Raw genomic sequence first — 16,043 nt, 5'->3', positions numbered from 1 at the left:
GCGTCGTCGCGACCGGCCGCCCGTCACCCCGCCCGCACCCGCCCGCGCGAGATGGCCCGATCTACGCTCAGCGCCCCGCGCCAGCCGTAGATCAGGCCACGTCGCGCCGAGATCGCCCCCACCCGACCCCAAGTGCGATCTCGGCGCCCGGGGCGCACCCTGCGGCGCACTGGGCGCACCCCGCGCTACGCCCCGACGGGCTCGTAGATCTCCGACATCACCCGGTCAGCGAGCCCGAGGCCCGTCGTCATGCCGATCCCGGTGGTGACCGACACGACGCGCACCCCGTCGAGAGGCTCGTCGACCAAGAACTCCGCCGGCGCCGACGCATAGACGCCCTGCCACCGCTCGACGACCTCGATGCCGGCCCGCGCGACGCCGAAGAATCCGGCCGTCTCGTCGAGCAGCGCGTCGAACGCCGCCTCCTCCTGAAACGGCGTCACGGTGTCGTCGCGGTAGTGGGTGTCGCCGACGACGACCGTTCCGTCGGCGAACTGCGTGTACATCTGGTTGACGTCGCGGGCCGCGAGCGCCGGTGCCGATGCGAAGAGACGCGATCGGACAGCGGCGAGCGACGGCGATGTCGCGAAGCCGGAGTAGCGCAGCATCGACCATCCGGTGAGCACGGGGCCCGAGAGCGGCGCGCGCAGCTCGGGGATCCGCACGCGCATCATGTCGAGTCCGCAGCGTTCGACCTCGTACGCGGCTCCGAGCTCAGGAAACAGCTGATCGACGTCGTAGTTCACGGCGACGATGATCTGGTCGGCGCCGACGCGGCCACGGGTGGTGTGCAGGCGCCCCGAGCGAATCGTGCGCACCGCGGTCGAGAACTGGAACTGCACCCCGCGTGACTCGAGGTAGGCGGTGATCTGGGCCGCGGCCTCGCGGGGGTTGACCTGGAGGTCGTCGAGGAGGTGTGCCCCTCCGACGATGACGGCGGGGTCGGCACCGGTGGCGGCGGCCGTCGAAGAGGCATCGAGGATCCGCGCACTCCCCGGCCTCCGCGCGGCGAATTCGCGGAGTGCGGCCAGCTCGTCCTCCGCGCGGGCCACGACGTAACCGCCGGTGTCGCGCATCCAGAGTCCGGCCTCGTCGCGGAGCCGCAACCAGAGTTCGCGACTCCGATCGGCGTGCACCTGCGCGGCCCCCGCCTGCACGGTGATGCAGGCGTGGCCGAAGTTGCGGATCGTCGATCCGTTCTGCCGACTCGTCCGGTCGATGACCAGCACGGAGAGGCCGCGGTCGACAGCTGCGAGAGCGTGCCCGAGGCCGACGATTCCGGCGCCGACGATCGCGACGTCGACGATCTGGTCAAGTTCCTTTGCCATGGCGCGACGCTACGTCGGAGCGGTTGACGGCGGGTGAACAACGAACCGTGGTTAGGTGTTGCGGTGCCCCTTCGCCCGCCTTCCTCCTCTGACACCCCCAGCATCCTTCCCCGGTCGATCCTCGCTTTCGACCAGCAGGTCGGTCGCCGCATCAACGGCTCCACGCCGAGAGCCCGAGCGGATCGCGCCCTGCTCGGCCTGTCGACCAGCGCCAACAACGGGCTGCTCTGGTATTCCGTCGCTGCCGGGCTCGCCCTGACCGGGCGGACCGGCCGCCGAGCGGCGGTGCGCGGGCTCCTGTCGCTCGCCGGGTCGAGCGCGGTGGCGAACCTCGTCGCGAAGCCGATCTTCGGCGGGCACCGTCCGGTCGCCGCCGACGTTCCCGTCGCGCGTCAGCTGAAGGTGTTCCCGCAGTCGGCGTCGTTCCCTTCGGGCCACACGGCGAGCGCCGCCGCCTTCGCATCGGGCGTCGCGATCGAGAGTCCGGCTCTGGCTGTCGCTGTCGTCCCGATCGCCGCGGCCGTGGGCTACTCGCGTCTGCACGTCGGAGCGCACTGGCTGTCGGACGTGGTCGGCGGGGCACTGATCGGGGTCGGTGTGGCGGCGGTGGGTCGGATCCTCGTCCGCTCCGGGCGGGCCCGCTCGTAGACTGACCGCGTGCCGCACTATCTCGAAGACCTGTCGGCCGGGCAGACGTTCGTCACCCCCGGTCGCACCATCACCGAAGCCGACGTCATGTCGTTCGCCAGCTGGACGAACGACAACAACCAGGTGCACACCGATGCCGAGTTCGCGAAGTCGACTCGGTTCGGTCAGCGGATCGTGCACGGCGTGCTGGGCACCTCGCTGTGCCTCGGGCTCATCTCGCGCACCGGCGTCTTCGACGGTTCCGCCGTCGCCCTGCTCGGCATCGACGGGTGGAGGTTCGTGGCCCCGCTGTTCATCGGCGACACGGTGACCTGCACGGTCGAGGTGCTGTCGACCCGCCTGACGTCGTCCGGCACGACCGGCATCGTCGAGCGCACCGTGACGCTCGCGAATCAGCACGGCGAGGTCGTCCAGACCGGCCGAATGGACATCATGGTGCTGACCCGGGCGGCCGCGATCTCCTGACCGCGAGAGTCGTCAGCGCTCTCCGACGATGTCGTCGGCGTTGTCGGCGATCCAGTCCATCAGCGGCATGAGTCGCATCGCGACCTCGCGCCCGCGCTCCGTGAGGGTGTAATCGACCCGTGGCGGCACAGTCGGCTGCGCTTCGCGGTGCAGGATCCCGTCGGCCTCGAACGTCTTCAGCGTCGACGCGAGCATCTTCTCGCTGATCCCCTCGACCTCGCGCCGCAGTTCACCCCAGCGCAGGGTGCCCCGCTCGAGCGCCAGCAGCACGAGCACGCCCCAGCGACTGGTGATGTGATTGAGCACGATGCGGCTCGAGCAATCGGCAGGGTATTTGCCACCGGCGAAGCCCGGTCGCTCCCGGTTCACCGCGAAACTGACGTCCATTCCACTAACTTACCAAAAGGTGCGTACTGCGCGTGGGGAAGAATCGCGCGATAGAAAGGGTTGAGGCAGTCACACCTCTCGAAAGGAACCACTCATGTCGTACATCGTCACCGCCGCCTCCGGCCAGCTCGGAGCCCTCATCGTCGACGCCCTCCTCGCGCGCGGCGCCGAGCCGTCGAGCATCGTCGCGACGGCCCGCGACACGACCAAGATCGCCAGCCTCGCCGACCGTGGCGTCACGACCGCGACGCTCGACTACTCGAAGCCCGAGACGATCGCGGCCGCTCTCGGTGCCGGCGACGTCGTCGTGCTGGTGTCGAGCGACGCCGTCGGGCAGCGCGTTCCGCAGCACACTGCCGTGATCGACGCCGCGAAGGCCGCGGGCGTGGCACGAATCGTCTACACGAGCGCCCCGCACGCCGACGACACCACGCTCATTCTCGCTCCGGAGCACAAGGCCACCGAAGAGCACCTGCGTGCCTCGGGAGTGCCCTTCACGATCCTCCGCAACGGCTGGTACACCGAGAACTACACCGGCGAGGTGGGCAAGGCCCGCCAGTCCGGCGAGGTCACGGCGAGCGTCGGCGAGGGACGGGTCGCCAGTGCGAGCCGCAAAGACTATGCCGAGGCGGCCGCCGTCGCACTCCTCGACGACACGACCGCGGGCGAGACCTTCGAACTCTCGGGCGACTACGCCTGGAACTTCTCCGAGCTCGCCGAGGCCATCGCCGGCATCATCGGATCGCCCGTCTCGTATCGTGCGCTCACCCCCGAGGAGCACGCCGAGCAGCTCACGGGGTTCGGGCTCGACGAGGGCACGGTCGGATTCGTGGTCGCGCTCGACGGCAACATCCGCGACGGCCTGCTCGCCGAGACGAGCGGCGACCTCGCCCGGCTCATCGGCCGCCCCACGACGCCGCTCGCCGAGGGCCTCGCCGCCGCGCAGTAGGCGGCACCGCATCAGACCCGCGTATTCGGCTTAGCCCCGCACAGTCGGCGCAGCCCCGCACAGTCGGCTCAGACCCGCAAAACCGGCACAGACACCTGCCCTAGGGCGGATTTCTAGGCCACCCGTGCAGGTCTGAGCCGCTTGCGCGTGCGCGCCGTCAGCGCGCCATCAGCGACGCACCGGCCGACACCGGCAGTCGCCACGCCGGAATCAGTGCGGCGAGCATCACGACGGCGATCACTGCCAGCGCGAAGTCGTAGGCGAACACGGGCGACGCGTTCGTCGGAGCGCCGATCAACCGACCGGCCGAGATCGCCACGGCGCCCAGGGCGATTCCGGCGCCGATGGCGATCTGCTGGATCGTCGAGTCGAGCACGGTGGCCCCGGTCATCTGCCGCTTCTCGACGTCGGCGTAGGTGAGCGTGTTGTACGCCGTGAAGCCGACCGACCTGGCCGCCCCCGAAAGCACGAGCACCACGATCATGAGGCCGAACGGTGTCGCGGGGCGGAAGGCCGCCATGGCGAGCAGGCAGACGACCCCCATGAGATGCGCGACGAGCAGCAGCCGCCGGAACCCGAACGTGCGGATCATCCAGGTGGTGGCGGGCTTCACGCCGAGGTTCCCGGCGAAGAGGAAGAGGATCGCACTCCCCGCCTGCAGCGGCGTCCAGCCGAACGCACCCTGGTAGAGCAGCGGCAGCACGAACGGAATCGCGCTGATGACGAACCGGTAGGCGGATCCTCCCCCGAGCGCGACAGCGTAGGTGTGGATCCGCAGCAGACGCAGGTCGACGAACGGCTGCGGGGTGCGTCGCAGGTGCCGCAGGGCAAGCGTCACCCCGATAGCGCCGGCGACTAGGAACACCAGGGCCTGAGCCACATCGACCGGCGTGCTGGCGACGAGCGTCGTCCCCCAGACCAGGCAACCGATGCCGACGCTCGTCAGCGCGAGGCCGAGCCAATCGGGCGGTGTCGGCTCGAACTCGCCCGCGGGGATCGCCGAACGCCCGGGGACCACCCGCAGCGCGACGACGAACCCGAGGATCCCGAGCGGCACGTTCACGACGAAGATCCAGTGCCACGACGCGTACGTGGTCAGGAGTCCTCCGACGAACGGGGCGAGGATCGGCGCCACGAGGGCCGGCCACGTGAGCCAGGCCACCGCGCGGATCACGTCTTTCTTCTCGGTCACGCGTAAGACGGTCATGCGACCGACAGGCACCATCATCGCCCCGCCGATACCTTGAACGACCCGCGCGACGACGAGCAGCGGCAGAGACGTACTGGCGGCACAGGCGATGGAGGCGAGCGTGAAAAGGGCGATCGCGGTCAGCAGGATCCTTCGGCTTCCGAAGCGATCCGCGAGCCAGCCCGTCACCGGGATCAGCACGGCGACGGTGAGCACATAGGCGGTGATGGTCACGCCGACGCTGGTCGCGTCGACGTGCAGGTCGCGTGCGATGCTCGGCACCGCCGTGGTGACGATGGTCGAGTCGAGGTTCTCCATGAAGAAGCACCCGGCCACGAGCAGGGCAAGCGCGTTCGAGCTCGTGCTCCGGCTCTTCGACGACGTCATCCGCTCCAGTATGGCCCGTGACGCGAACGGCGCCCCGCTCCTCCCCCGCTGGTACCGCCCGAACCCCTTCGCAGGGCTGACTTTGTGCGTCAGAGACCCCTTTTCCACGGAACGCCCCGATGCTCTCGGTTAGTCTTCGGTTCCGTCACTGCAACCGATGATTGGGTTCCGGAATGTCCGATTCACCTCGCACGCGACTCCGCGTCCGCCCGCGACACGTCGTCCGATGGGTCGCCGTGGTCGTCGTCGCCCTGCTCGTGGCGACCGTCGGCTACGCGGTCTACAACTACAACCACTTTGTCGGAGGCGTGACGCACATCGACGCGATCCCCTCGACGACCTCGGTCGCCTCGTCGTCGGGCGAGAACATCCTGCTCGTCGGCGATGATCACCGGCCCGCCAATGCTTCCGCGGCCGAGCTCGCCGAACTGGGCACCACCGCTGACGGCGGCGGCACGAATACCGACACGATGCTCGTGCTCCACATCCCGGACGGCGGGGCGAAGGCCTCGCTCATCTCATTCCCCCGCGACTCGTGGGTCGACATCCCCGGCTACGGCGAAGGGAAACTCAACGCCGCCTTCGTCTACGGCAGCCAGAAGGGCGGCGACGCCGGGGGTGCGCAACTCCTGGTGAAGACGATCGAGAACGTCAGCGGACTGCACATCGACCACTTCGTCCGCATCTCGATGCTCGGCTTCTACGACGTCGCGAAATCGCTCGGGCCGATCAAGGTCTGCCTCAACGACGCAGTCGACGACAATTATTCGACCTTCAAGGCCCCCGCGGGCGTGTCGACCCTCGATGCCAAGCAGGCCCTGGCGTTCGTCCGCCAGCGCCACGGACTCCCCAACGGCGACTTCGATCGACAGGCGCGGCAGCGCTACTTCCTCAGCCGCGAGGCGAAGAACTTCCTCTCCGCCGGCACGATCCTCAACCCCGGCAAGCTCAACTCCGCGCTCACCGCGGCGAGCTCGGCCATTCAGACCGACCCCGACCTCAACTGGCTGACCCTCGCGACGCAGCTCAAGGGGCTCGCGGGCGGCGATCTCGAATCGACGAGCATTCCCACCTCGGGAACCCCGACCATCACCGTCGGCGGCACGGCCGTCTCGATCGTGCAGGTCGATACCGCCAAGATGCCCTCGTTCATCGCGTCGCTCGACAAGACGAAAGAGTCGACCAGCAGCACCACCTCTGCGGCCACGGCCGTGAAGCCCGGCGAGGTCACGGTCAGCGTGCTGAACGGCAGCGGTGTCGACGGCGCCGCGTTGTCGAGTTCGTCGGCCCTGTCGACCGCGGGCTTCTCGACGACGGCGGTCTCGTCGGTGTCGACTCGGGAGGCCACGACGATCCAGTACCCGGCGTCGATGGCGGCTGAGGCCAAGCTGGTCGCGAAGTACGTGCCCGGAGCGACCCTCGAGGCCGTCACGGGTGTCGCGAACGTCACGGTCGTGCTGGGCACCGACGGGGCAGCGGCGAAATCGACCGCGACGCCGGGTTCAACGGGGTCGGCCGGATCCTCGTCTTCCGGTTCGGGTTCGTCGGGAACATCGAAGACCGAAGGATCCAGCGACCAGACCACCAGCGCAGCCGACAGTTCGATCCCCTGCATCAACTGAGGCAGCAGCCTCGGCGTCGGCTCAGCTCTCGTCGACGTCGAGGCTGACGCTCAGCTCGGCGGCGGCCGTGGGTTGGTCGTCGATCTGCACCCGCGGCACCCCGATCAGACTCGCCTCGCGCTCGAATGAGGCCACGAGGGCCTCATCGATCAACTCGTCGTAGGGGCTCGATTCGGATTCGGTGACCATCTGGCTAGCCGGCCCCAGCAGGAAGGTCGCCGATCCGACTGCCCCGTCGGCCTGGCGTGTGGGAATCCGGACGGTCGCAGACGACTGCCTGCGAGCCAATGCCTCGCCGAACCGGAGGAGCGATTGGGCAATGGCGGTTCCGGTCACAACCGAGCCGTCGACGTAGTGGATTCGTTCCATCCCTCGGTCGTACCCGGTGACGCTGGGGAGCGCCCTCTTCGAGGAGTCCCCTTGACACATCTGGGGCGGCATGACACCTGCGCCCGTTCGCGCTGGTGCGCAGTGGCTCTCTCCCGGCCCAGAGTGGCCAGATGCTCGCCTACAGGTCGGCTGGAGGGCCGTTCGGGCACTCTCGGCGCCGGGACCGAACTCGCCGCACCACCGCGACGACAGCGGCCCCGATGAGGGCCCCGGCCGTGTTCGCGGCGAGATCACCGGCAGACGCCACACGATCGGGCAGAAAGAGGGCCTGACTCCCCTCCACCACGAGAGACAGCGCCAAGCCGAGCACCCCCGCCGACCACCACAGCCTCGCGAGCAGCACGGACGCGACAAGGGCTCCGAACGGCGCGAACAGGAGCACGTTCGCCGAGGTCTGGACGAAGCCGTAATCGACGAACCCGGGGAGGCCACGAGTGTGCCACCCCGCCAGTGCCGTTTCGAGTCCGGTATCGATGGGCGCGTCGACCCGGGTGGGCCAGAAGGTGATCGTCAGGATGGCCCCGAGAATGACGACGAGGGCGAGACGTTCCGCTCGATGGAGTCGTCGGTGCATGCGCCCCCCTGTGACGAAAAATGGCCCCTCCGCTCGGGAGAGGCCATGTCGCTTGTCGAACCGGTTGCTGCTGTTGCGTAATCACTTGATGAAACGTATTGCTTGGTGGATCTGAGGGGACTCGAACCCCTGACCCCCTGCATGCCATGCAGGTGCGCTACCAGCTGCGCCACAGACCCAAACTTTGTGTTGCTTTTGGCCTTGCCGGCCGGAGCAACCCTGCAAGATTACTACACTTTTCGAGCCGTCACGACCACGTGCGACGACCAGGGTTCGCCCACCGTTTTACGCACGGCACACCGTTCAATCGGTGTGCGGTGCATAAAACGGTAAGCGACGTGTGCCCGGCGTCAGTCGAACCTGGCGCCGAGGCAACGGAGCCCGACGGCTACGCGTCTTGCGAGGTCGTCTCCAGTTCGAGCGCGATGGCGGGGCAGTCGCTCCACAGGCGCTCGAGCGAGTAGAACTGGCGGTCTTCGTCGTGGAACACGTGCACAACGACGTCGCCGAAGTCGAGCAGGATCCATCGCCCCTCGGCGCGACCCTCGCGGCGGAGGGCTTTGACACCCGCCTCGAGCATCTTGTCTTCGACCTCGCCGGCGATGGCGATCACGTTGCGCTCGTTGCGCCCGGAGGCGAGGAGGAACACGTCGGTCAGGGCGAGGGGCTCGGAGACGTCGAGGGCGACGAGATCGTCGGCCTGCTTCGAGTCGGCGGCACGGGCGGCGAGCTGAACGAGCTCGATGGCACGGGGAGTGGCTGTCACGGATTCCTTTGGGTGAAACGTCGAGTCACGGCCGGCTGAGCCGACCGCGCGACGTGAAGCTCGATGCGAGGGGAGAAAGTTACAGGACGCCGGTGACGAAACCGACGACGACGCCACCCACGATAACAACAACCACGGCTGCGCCACAGATCGTGGCGACGATTGGCAGGCGATTGGTCTTCGGCTTGCCCCCGGCGAGCACGACCTGCCGGGTCGAGGTGTTGGCACTGACGGCCCGGCTGGCACGAACGGGAGTGGCATCGTTGCCCTCGGGCTCGCGATCGCCCTCTTCGAGCATGCGATCGATGTCGGCGCCGTCGATGCGCTGGATGTGGTGCGACCCGGTCGTCGCGAGACTGCGCGGGAGGTCGATCGATCCGGTGATGATTACTTCGCCGGTGGCGTTCAGTGCGCCGGTGACATCGGGGAGGCGGTCGTCGCCGAGGATGAGCGCGTTGTGCTGCCCGGTCGACGAACTGAAGCTGCCGCCGACGGGACCGTGGGCGTCGTCGTCGCGTTCGGCCTGCGTCGACCAGTGACCGGTCGGCGGCGTGTAGGGGGTCGGCGACTCGGGCACCGAGGCCGGGACGCGAGGCGCGTTCGACCCTTTGCTTCCGGCTGAGCCGGGTGTCTCGGCCGCGGGCGGCTGAACGGGAGGGATCTCGATCGGCGGCGTCACGCGCGGAACCGCCTGGGCCGCCGACGCGGGAGAAGACGACGAAGCGGACGGAGCCGACGGGACCGAAACGGACGGCGACGACGACGGAGAGGACGCAGGATCCGGGACGGCACGCGTTGCGGCCTTACCGGGGCCATTCTCGGAACCCGAAAGCGTCAGGGGGAACACCGTGGGCACCGACGACGGAGCGGGTGCGGAACCCGAGGGCGAGGCCGTGTTGTGGGTCGAACCGGTGCCACGTCGACGTGGGCCCTCGTCGGCCGCGTCCGCGACCGACGGCGTCTCGACGAGAGGCTCTTCTACCGCCGGCGAGCGGTGCACGGACCGCGGCGCCGGTGTTCCGGCTGACTCGACCTCGTCGTCGGCGTCGTCGACGTCGTCGGCCGGGATCGGGGCCGCGGGCATGGGCTGCGCCTCACGCGGCGGGATGATGGGCCTGGGCGTGCCATTCTCGATGTCGGCCACGTGGCTCAGGGCGTCAGAAAGCCCTCGCTCGCTGGCTCCCTCGGCCGTCGTCGGTCGGGGTGCGCGAAGGGGTACGGGCGCTGCATCGGACGGCTGGAGTGCGTCGCGCTGAGCGCGAAGCTCTCTACGGGTCGGCCCCTGGCCGGGGGCTGCGATCGAGCCGGGTGCCGGAGCGGCAGCTGCCGGGCGATCGGTGCCCGATGCCGGAGTCGACGACGGCGCCGGTGCACCCGACGAACTGGGAGCTCGAGACGAGACGGGTGCTTTGGATGACACGGGCATGGCTGACGGAACGGGGGAACCGGAGACGATCGAGATGCTCCCCGTGATCGCCTCGCCCGCCTCTTTCGCCCTTTCGAGGTCGCGTACCTGCCGCCTGGTGAGTGGCGGCTGGCCGTCTGTCGAACTCATTCAGTCTCCGTCACGGTCGCTTCGACCGATTCTGTGCTCATACTCGGTGCGGTGATGCTCTGCGGTTCGACAGAGGCGTCTTCGTACAGGTGGTGCTTCGAGATGTACTGGACGACGCCGTCGGGTACCAGGTACCAGACGGGAGAGCCCCGACCGACTCGGCTGCGGCAGTCGGTCGATGAGATCGCCAGTGCGGGAACCTCCAGCAAGCTTACTTCGCTCTCTGGGAGGCCGCTGACGCTGAGGTCGTGTCCTGGCCGAGACACGGCGACGAAGTGCGCGAGCTCCCAGAGCTCCTGCACGTCTTTCCAGTCGAGGATCTGCGCCACGGCGTCGGCACCCGTGATGAAGAAGAGCTGGGCGTCGGGGTGCTCGGCGCGGATGTCGCGAAGAGTGTCGATCGTGAATGTCGCGCCCTGACGATCGATGTCGACGCGGCTGACCGTGAACATCGGGTTCGACGCGGTCGCGATCACCGTCATCAGGTAGCGGTGCTCGGCCTCCGTCACCACTCGGTGCCCCGGACCGCTCTTCATCCAGGGCTGACCGGTGGGCACGAAGACGACCTCATCGAGATCGAATTCGGTGGCGACCTCACTGGCTGCCACGAGGTGGCCGTTGTGGATGGGATCGAAGGTGCCACCCATGACGCCGATGCGGCGCAGAGGCGCGGACACCGGATCAGCCGGGCGAACCGCCGCCGACTCTTCGGTCGACACGGAGTCTTCGATCGACGCAGAGGCTTCGGTCGTCACGAGGAGGGCCTGCGGGCCGCTGCTCAGTTGGCCTTGGGGTGACCGAACTCGTCGATCGGAAGGCTGTCGGTGTCGACGGTGTGGTGCACGGGCTGCTGGTCGTCATGACCGGGGCCGGTGTAGCCGCGGTTGGCGACGTTCTTGTAGCTGAAGACGACGAAGCCGAGGATCGTGAACACGGCGGCCGCGATCAGTGCGATGACGGGCGCGGGCGCGAAGACCGGTGCGAGTTGCTCTTCTGCGGCCAGGATGCTGGTGATCATGTGCGAGGTCTCCGTTCAGGCAGTACTACCGGTTGAGTCTAGCCGTCACCGAGGCGCTAGCCGCGCACCTGCCCCGACCCGCGAACGATCCATTTGCTGCTGGTGAGCTCCGGGAGCCCCATCGGCCCGCGAGCGTGCAGCTTCTGCGTCGAGATGCCCACCTCTGCGCCGAATCCGAACTCGCCCCCGTCGGTGAATCGCGGGGAGGTGTTGACCATGACGACCGCGCTGTCGACCTCGGCCAGAAAGCGCTCCGTGTTGCGGAGGTCGTTGGTGATGATCGACTCGGTGTGATGGGTCGAGTAGCGGGCGATGTGGTCCATCGCCTCGTCGATCGAGTCGACCACCTTCACCGAGAGGTCGAGCGACATGTACTCGGTGGCCCAGTCGTCGGCGGTCGCGGGCACCGAGTCGGCGAAGAGCGCACGTGTTCGCTCGTCGGCGTGGATCGTGACGCCCGCCGCGCGAAGGTCGGCCAGCACGCTGGGCAGGAGGCGTTCGGCGGCCGCCTCGTGCACGAGCAGCGTCTCGAGAGCGTTGCAGACGCTCGGCCGCTGCACTTTGGCGTTATGCACGATGTCGCGGGCCCAGTCGCCGTCGGCCGACTCATCGAGGAACACGTGGACCACGCCCGCCCCCGTCTCGATGACGGGGACCTTCGACTCCTGCACGACCGTGTCGATCAGCTGGGCGCTCCCCCGCGGAACGAGTACGTCGACGTAGCCGCGAGCTCGCATCAGATCGGTGGCACCGGAGCGGCCGAATTCGTCGATGGTCTGGACGGCATCGCGGGGCAGACCCGCCGACTCGAGGGCCTCTTGGATGACCTCGACGAGCACGCGGTTGGTGCTCTCTGCAGCACTCCCCCCACGCAGGACCGCCGCGTTGCCGCTCTTCAGGGCAAGCGCCGCGATGTCGATGGTCACGTTCGGCCGAGCCTCGTAGATCGCTCCGACGACTCCGAAGGGCACTCGCACCTGCGTCAGCTGCAAGCCGTTCGGCAGGATCTTGCCGCAAAGCGCCTCCCCCACCGGGTCGACGAGCGTCGCGATGAGCTCGGTAGCCTCCGCGAGGGATTCGAGGCGGGCCTCGTCGAGCCGGAGCCGGTCTTGCAGCCCCTGCGTCAATCCCGAGTCGCTTCCGCGAGCCAGGTCGAGTTCGTTGGCGGCGATGATTCGCGAGCTCTGCGACCGCACCGCTCGGGCGATGGCGGTGAGCCCCGCGTTCTTGACGTCGGCCGTCGCCGTGGCGAGCGTCCGTGAGGCCGAGCGGGCAAGTTCGAGCTTCGCCACGAGGGCGGGGTCGAACCCGTCGAGCGGGAGCGTCTCGGGGGCGGTCGTGGCGACTTCGAAGATCGACATGCGCCGAGTGTAGTGCCGGCTCATCGGATCCTCAGCCCCGGTCAGGATCGACGAGAGGCGTCGGCAACGGCAGGATCCGCGGAGCCCCGCTCAGCCTGCTGTCTCGGCCGGTGCACCCTCGCTCGCCCCGAACCACGTGCCGACATCGGCGCCCGAGAGCGCTTCGGCGACGAGCGTGGTCGACGTCACCAGAACCGGTGTGCCGGCCTCCGTCGCGAAGCGGGCGGCGGCGACCTTGGTGCCTGCCCCTCCGGTACCCACGCCGGCCGCTCCGGCCGAGCCGAAGGTCACGCCGGCGAGGTCGTCGCCGAAATCGACGTCGGTGATCTTGAGGGCGCCGGGCTCGTGCGGCGGACGCGTGTAGAGCGCATCGACGTCGGAGAGCAGCACGAGGAGATCGGCCTCGACCAGCTCCGAGACGAGGGCTGCGAGGCGGTCGTTGTCGCCGAAGCGGATCTCGTGCGTGGCGACGGTGTCGTTCTCGTTGACGATCGGCAGGATGCGCAGCTTCAGCAGACGCTCCATGGCGCGCTGGGCATTCGACCGGTGTGTCGGGTTATCGATGTCGCCGGCGGTCAACAGCACCTGGCCCGCCACGATGCCGTAGCGGCGAAGGCTCTCCTGGTACCGGTAGATGAGCACGTTCTGCCCAACCGCAGCGGCAGCCTGCTGGGTCGCGAGGTCGGTGGGACGGCCGTCGAGATTGAGGTACGGCATGCCGGTCGCGATGGCGCCCGACGAGACCAGGATGACCTCGGATCCTCGGCCGTAGGCGTCGGCGAGAGCATCGACGAGCGGGCCGATCTGATCGGCGTTGGGCCCGCTGATCGACGACGACCCCACCTTGACGACGATGCGGCGAGCGGTCGGGACGTCGGCACGCGAGCGAAGCGGACCACGCGACACGGTGACTGGAGCTGCCGCGGAAGCAGGATCCTTCTGCTCTGCGGTGCCCACTCCGGTCTCGATCTCGGTCACGCCTTCTCGTCGGCCTCTCGTGCGGTGTCGCTGTCGGGCGCGGCGTCGTTCTCGGGCGCGTTGTCGTTCTCGGTCTCGTTGTCGTTCTCGCGCGTGCTGTCGCCCTCGTCGCCGAATTCGGCCTCATCGCGGGCGTCGGCGTCGCTGAGCTCGGCGGCGTCGCGCACGGCCGGGTCGACCTCGAATCCGTCGTCGTCCGTCCAGAGACCGGCAGCGCGCTCACGCATCAACTCGGCGCGTGCCTCGGCCTTGGCGTCCATGCGGGCGAAGTACTCCTCGCGGCGCTCGTTACGGGTCTGGCGGGAGCTCTGGTGGAGGCGAGGGTCGGTTCCGCGAGCGGCGGTCATGAGCTCGGCGGTCGAGGTGAGCGTGGGCTCCCAGTCGAAGACGATGCCGTCGACACCACCGATGACGACGGTGGATCCGGCGACGGCGCCCGCCTTGAACAGCTGGTCTTCGATGCCGAGCTTGTTGAGACGGTCGGCGAGGTAGCCGACGGCCTCTTCGTTGTTGAACTGCGTCTGCATGACCCAGCGCTCCGGCTTGATGCCGCGGATCCGGTACAGGTTGCCGTACGTGCCGCCCTCCACCGTGACGGTGAACTTCGACTCGTTGACGGCCCGCGGGCGGATGACGATACGGGGGCGCTCGAGCTCTTCGGCTGCACGCGCGGCACGATCGGCCTCGACCACCTCGGCGAGGGCGAACGAGAGCTCGCGGAGGCCCTCGCGCGAGACGGCGGAGATCTCGAAGACGCGGTAGCCCTGGCCTTCGAGGTCGGCGCGTACGAAGTCGGCGAGCTCGCGCGCCTCGGGCACGTCGATCTTGTTCAGCACGATCATCTGCGCGCGCTCGAGCAACGGCAGCTGGCCGGCGGGCACGGGATACGCCGCCAGCTCGGCCTTGATGACCTCGAGGTCGGTGAGCGGGTCGCGGCCGGGCTCGAGCGTGGCGCAGTCGAGCACGTGCAGGAGGGCCGAGCAACGTTCGACGTGGCGCAAGAACTCGAGCCCGAGGCCCTTGCCCTCACTCGCGCCCTCGATGAGACCGGGGACGTCGGCGACGGTGAAGCGCGTCGCTCCGGACTCGACGACACCGAGGTTGGGGTGCAGGGTCGTGAACGGGTAGTCGGCGATCTTTGGCTTGGCGGCCGAGATGGCGGCGACGAGGCTCGACTTGCCTGCCGAGGGGTAGCCCACGAGCGCGACGTCGGCGACGACCTTGAGCTCGAGCATGACGTCACCCTGCCAACCGGGCGTGCCGAGCAGAGCGAAGCCGGGCGCCTTGCGCTTGGTCGACGAGAGAGCGGCATTGCCGAGGCCGCCGATGCCCCCTTCGGCGACGACGTAGCGGAGGCCCGACACGTTCATGTCGATGAGCTCGTTGCCGTCGACGTCGGTGACGACGGTGCCGACGGGCACGAGCAGCTCGAGCTCTTCGCCGTTGTTGCCGGAGCGGTGGTCGCCCATACCGGGCCCGCCGTTCGGGCTGGAGCGGTGCGGGTTGCGGTGGAAGCCGAGGAGCGTCGTGACGCCGGTGTCGCTGACGAGCACGATGTCGCCGCCGTGACCGCCGTTGCCGCCGTCGGGGCCCGCGAGGGGCTTGAACTTCTCGCGGCGGACCGAGACGCAGCCATCCCCGCCGTTGCCCGCCTTGAGGTGGAGCGACACGTGGTCGACGAATGTTGCCATGGGTTTGTCTCAGTCCGTTGGGGTTGGTGGTGCTGGAATTGCGGTGGTGCAAGAACGCGGTGGTGCTCTAAACACGGATGGGCGAGCCGAAGCTCGCCCATCCGGAGAAAATCAGGTGCTACGCGTCGGCGCCGACGATGTTGATGACCTTGCGGCCGCCCTTGGCACCGAACTCGACGCTGCCCGCGGCGAGGGCGAACAGGGTGTCGTCGCCGCCACGGCCGACGTTGACGCCGGGGTGGAAGTGGGTGCCGCGCTGGCGGACGATGATCTCGCCGGCCGAGACGACCTGACCGCCGAAGCGCTTCACGCCGAGGCGCTGAGCGTTCGAGTCGCGGCCGTTACGGGTGGATGATGCGCCCTTTTTATGTGCCATGAGTTGTCAGCCCCTTCTTCTACTTKGTGGTGATCGCGGTGATCTTGACGCGGGTCAGGTCGGCACGGAARCCCATGCGACGCTTGTAGCCGGTYTTGTTGCGGTAGTTCTGGATGACGATCTTSGGGCCGCGGAGGTCGTTCAAGACCTCGCCCTCGACGGTGACCTTGGCGAGGTCGTCGCCGGYCAGGATCGTGTCGCCGTCGACGTGCAGGACGGGGACGAACGAGACGGTGTCGGCTTCGGCGGCCTTGAGACGGTCGACGGTCAGAATCGTTCCGACCTCGACGCGCTCCTGACGACCACCGGCGCGCACGATTGCGAATGCCATGGGTACTCCAGAAAAACAGATCTGCGTG

At 68.4% G+C, this 16,043-nt stretch carries 18 protein-coding genes and 1 tRNA gene; 4 read left to right on the top strand and 15 right to left on the bottom strand.

Annotated features, from left to right (window positions below):
* Positions 1-185: 185 nt before the first annotated feature.
* Positions 186-1,328: a TIGR03364 family FAD-dependent oxidoreductase gene (locus tag VH571_RS10970; protein WP_423264601.1), complete on the bottom strand. Its 1,143-nt coding sequence runs from the start codon at positions 1,326-1,328 to the stop codon at positions 186-188.
* 63 nt (positions 1,329-1,391) lie between these two features.
* Here VH571_RS10970 and VH571_RS10965 point away from each other — a divergent pair, with 63 nt between their 5' ends.
* The gene (locus VH571_RS10965; RefSeq protein WP_423264600.1) at positions 1,392-1,976 is read left to right on the top strand and encodes a phosphatase PAP2 family protein; all 585 of its coding nucleotides are present in this window, start codon (positions 1,392-1,394) and stop codon (positions 1,974-1,976) included.
* Between the two features lie 9 nt (positions 1,977-1,985).
* Positions 1,986-2,441 (top strand): MaoC/PaaZ C-terminal domain-containing protein, encoded by a 456-nt coding sequence (locus VH571_RS10960; protein WP_123942566.1) that lies wholly within the window; start codon positions 1,986-1,988, stop codon positions 2,439-2,441.
* Between the two features lie 12 nt (positions 2,442-2,453).
* On the opposite strand, the gene VH571_RS10955 is transcribed toward VH571_RS10960, so the two are convergent.
* A complete protein-coding gene (locus tag VH571_RS10955) occupies positions 2,454-2,828 on the bottom strand; it encodes a winged helix-turn-helix transcriptional regulator (protein ID WP_423264599.1) in 375 nt (124 codons plus the stop codon).
* Positions 2,829-2,922: 94 nt separating this feature from the next.
* Between VH571_RS10955 and VH571_RS10950 the strand changes: the two genes are divergently transcribed.
* On the top strand, positions 2,923-3,777 hold the full coding sequence (locus VH571_RS10950) for an SDR family oxidoreductase (RefSeq protein ID WP_423264598.1): 855 nt from the start codon (positions 2,923-2,925) through the stop codon (positions 3,775-3,777).
* A gap of 157 nt (positions 3,778-3,934) precedes the next feature.
* Here VH571_RS10950 and VH571_RS10945 read toward each other — a convergent pair whose 3' ends face one another.
* Entirely contained in the window at positions 3,935-5,353 is a 1,419-nt protein-coding gene (locus tag VH571_RS10945) for an MFS transporter (protein ID WP_423264597.1), read from the bottom strand.
* A gap of 173 nt (positions 5,354-5,526) precedes the next feature.
* Here VH571_RS10945 and VH571_RS10940 point away from each other — a divergent pair, with 173 nt between their 5' ends.
* The gene (locus tag VH571_RS10940) at positions 5,527-6,975 is read left to right on the top strand and encodes an LCP family protein (protein WP_423264596.1); all 1,449 of its coding nucleotides are present in this window, start codon (positions 5,527-5,529) and stop codon (positions 6,973-6,975) included.
* Positions 6,976-6,996: 21 nt separating this feature from the next.
* Here the strand turns inward: VH571_RS10940 and VH571_RS10935 are convergent, their stop codons facing one another.
* From VH571_RS10935 to rplU, 12 genes are all read right to left on the bottom strand, one after another.
* The gene (locus VH571_RS10935) at positions 6,997-7,344 is read right to left on the bottom strand and encodes a hypothetical protein (RefSeq protein ID WP_423264595.1); all 348 of its coding nucleotides are present in this window, start codon (positions 7,342-7,344) and stop codon (positions 6,997-6,999) included.
* Positions 7,345-7,483: 139 nt separating this feature from the next.
* The gene (locus VH571_RS10930; protein ID WP_423264594.1) at positions 7,484-7,939 is read right to left on the bottom strand and encodes a VanZ family protein; all 456 of its coding nucleotides are present in this window, start codon (positions 7,937-7,939) and stop codon (positions 7,484-7,486) included.
* A gap of 103 nt (positions 7,940-8,042) precedes the next feature.
* Positions 8,043-8,118: transfer RNA gene (locus tag VH571_RS10925), tRNA-Ala, on the bottom strand.
* A gap of 209 nt (positions 8,119-8,327) precedes the next feature.
* Entirely contained in the window at positions 8,328-8,705 is a 378-nt protein-coding gene (gene rsfS, locus VH571_RS10920; RefSeq protein WP_055962720.1) for a ribosome silencing factor, read from the bottom strand.
* Positions 8,706-8,784: 79 nt separating this feature from the next.
* Positions 8,785-10,260 (bottom strand): hypothetical protein, encoded by a 1,476-nt coding sequence (locus VH571_RS10915; RefSeq protein WP_423264592.1) that lies wholly within the window; start codon positions 10,258-10,260, stop codon positions 8,785-8,787.
* On the bottom strand, positions 10,257-10,907 hold the full coding sequence (gene nadD / locus VH571_RS10910) for a nicotinate-nucleotide adenylyltransferase (RefSeq protein ID WP_084816279.1): 651 nt from the start codon (positions 10,905-10,907) through the stop codon (positions 10,257-10,259). Before nadD ends, VH571_RS10915 begins: the two co-directional genes overlap by 4 nt.
* Before the next feature lie 131 nt (positions 10,908-11,038).
* Complete coding sequence (locus VH571_RS10905) at positions 11,039-11,278, bottom strand: hypothetical protein (RefSeq protein ID WP_055962724.1); 240 nt, start codon at positions 11,276-11,278, stop codon at positions 11,039-11,041.
* Between the two features lie 56 nt (positions 11,279-11,334).
* Positions 11,335-12,639: a glutamate-5-semialdehyde dehydrogenase gene (locus VH571_RS10900; protein WP_423264590.1), complete on the bottom strand. Its 1,305-nt coding sequence runs from the start codon at positions 12,637-12,639 to the stop codon at positions 11,335-11,337.
* A gap of 90 nt (positions 12,640-12,729) precedes the next feature.
* Complete coding sequence (gene proB / locus VH571_RS10895) at positions 12,730-13,545, bottom strand: glutamate 5-kinase (protein WP_423264674.1); 816 nt, start codon at positions 13,543-13,545, stop codon at positions 12,730-12,732.
* Positions 13,546-13,613: 68 nt separating this feature from the next.
* Positions 13,614-15,308 carry a GTPase ObgE gene (gene obgE, locus VH571_RS10890; protein ID WP_423264588.1) on the bottom strand — a complete coding sequence of 565 codons (1,695 nt, stop codon included), beginning with the start codon at positions 15,306-15,308 and terminating at the stop codon, positions 13,614-13,616.
* Positions 15,309-15,426: 118 nt separating this feature from the next.
* A complete protein-coding gene (rpmA, locus tag VH571_RS10885) occupies positions 15,427-15,684 on the bottom strand; it encodes a 50S ribosomal protein L27 (protein WP_123942584.1) in 258 nt (85 codons plus the stop codon).
* Positions 15,685-15,703: 19 nt separating this feature from the next.
* Entirely contained in the window at positions 15,704-16,015 is a 312-nt protein-coding gene (gene rplU, locus VH571_RS10880; protein ID WP_423264587.1) for a 50S ribosomal protein L21, read from the bottom strand.
* Positions 16,016-16,043: the final 28 nt, after the last annotated feature.

The organism is Frondihabitans sp. 4ASC-45 (genome assembly GCF_049472575.1).
Classification (GTDB): domain Bacteria; phylum Actinomycetota; class Actinomycetes; order Actinomycetales; family Microbacteriaceae; genus Frondihabitans.
The sequence above is the reverse complement of the archived record's forward strand: the minus strand, read 5'-3'. Positions and strand labels throughout refer to the sequence as shown.

Excerpts from the sequence above, each read along its gene's own strand:
- obgE (WP_423264588.1), bottom strand. The coding sequence starts at position 15,308 with ATGGCAACATTCGTCGACCACGTGTCGCTCCACCTCAAGGCGGGCAAC.
- VH571_RS10915 (WP_423264592.1), bottom strand. The coding sequence starts at position 10,260 with ATGAGTTCGACAGACGGCCAGCCGCCACTCACCAGGCGGCAGGTACGC.
- VH571_RS10970 (WP_423264601.1), bottom strand. The coding sequence starts at position 1,328 with ATGGCAAAGGAACTTGACCAGATCGTCGACGTCGCGATCGTCGGCGCC.
- nadD (WP_084816279.1), bottom strand. The coding sequence starts at position 10,907 with ATGGGTGGCACCTTCGATCCCATCCACAACGGCCACCTCGTGGCAGCC.
- VH571_RS10935 (WP_423264595.1), bottom strand. The coding sequence starts at position 7,344 with ATGGAACGAATCCACTACGTCGACGGCTCGGTTGTGACCGGAACCGCC.
- VH571_RS10905 (WP_055962724.1), bottom strand. The coding sequence starts at position 11,278 with ATGATCACCAGCATCCTGGCCGCAGAAGAGCAACTCGCACCGGTCTTC.
- rpmA (WP_123942584.1), bottom strand. The coding sequence starts at position 15,684 with ATGGCACATAAAAAGGGCGCATCATCCACCCGTAACGGCCGCGACTCG.
- VH571_RS10955 (WP_423264599.1), bottom strand. The coding sequence starts at position 2,828 with ATGGACGTCAGTTTCGCGGTGAACCGGGAGCGACCGGGCTTCGCCGGT.
- VH571_RS10940 (WP_423264596.1), top strand. The coding sequence starts at position 5,527 with ATGTCCGATTCACCTCGCACGCGACTCCGCGTCCGCCCGCGACACGTC.
- VH571_RS10950 (WP_423264598.1), top strand. The coding sequence starts at position 2,923 with ATGTCGTACATCGTCACCGCCGCCTCCGGCCAGCTCGGAGCCCTCATC.
- VH571_RS10945 (WP_423264597.1), bottom strand. The coding sequence starts at position 5,353 with ATGACGTCGTCGAAGAGCCGGAGCACGAGCTCGAACGCGCTTGCCCTG.
- VH571_RS10930 (WP_423264594.1), bottom strand. The coding sequence starts at position 7,939 with ATGCACCGACGACTCCATCGAGCGGAACGTCTCGCCCTCGTCGTCATT.
- VH571_RS10900 (WP_423264590.1), bottom strand. The coding sequence starts at position 12,639 with ATGTCGATCTTCGAAGTCGCCACGACCGCCCCCGAGACGCTCCCGCTC.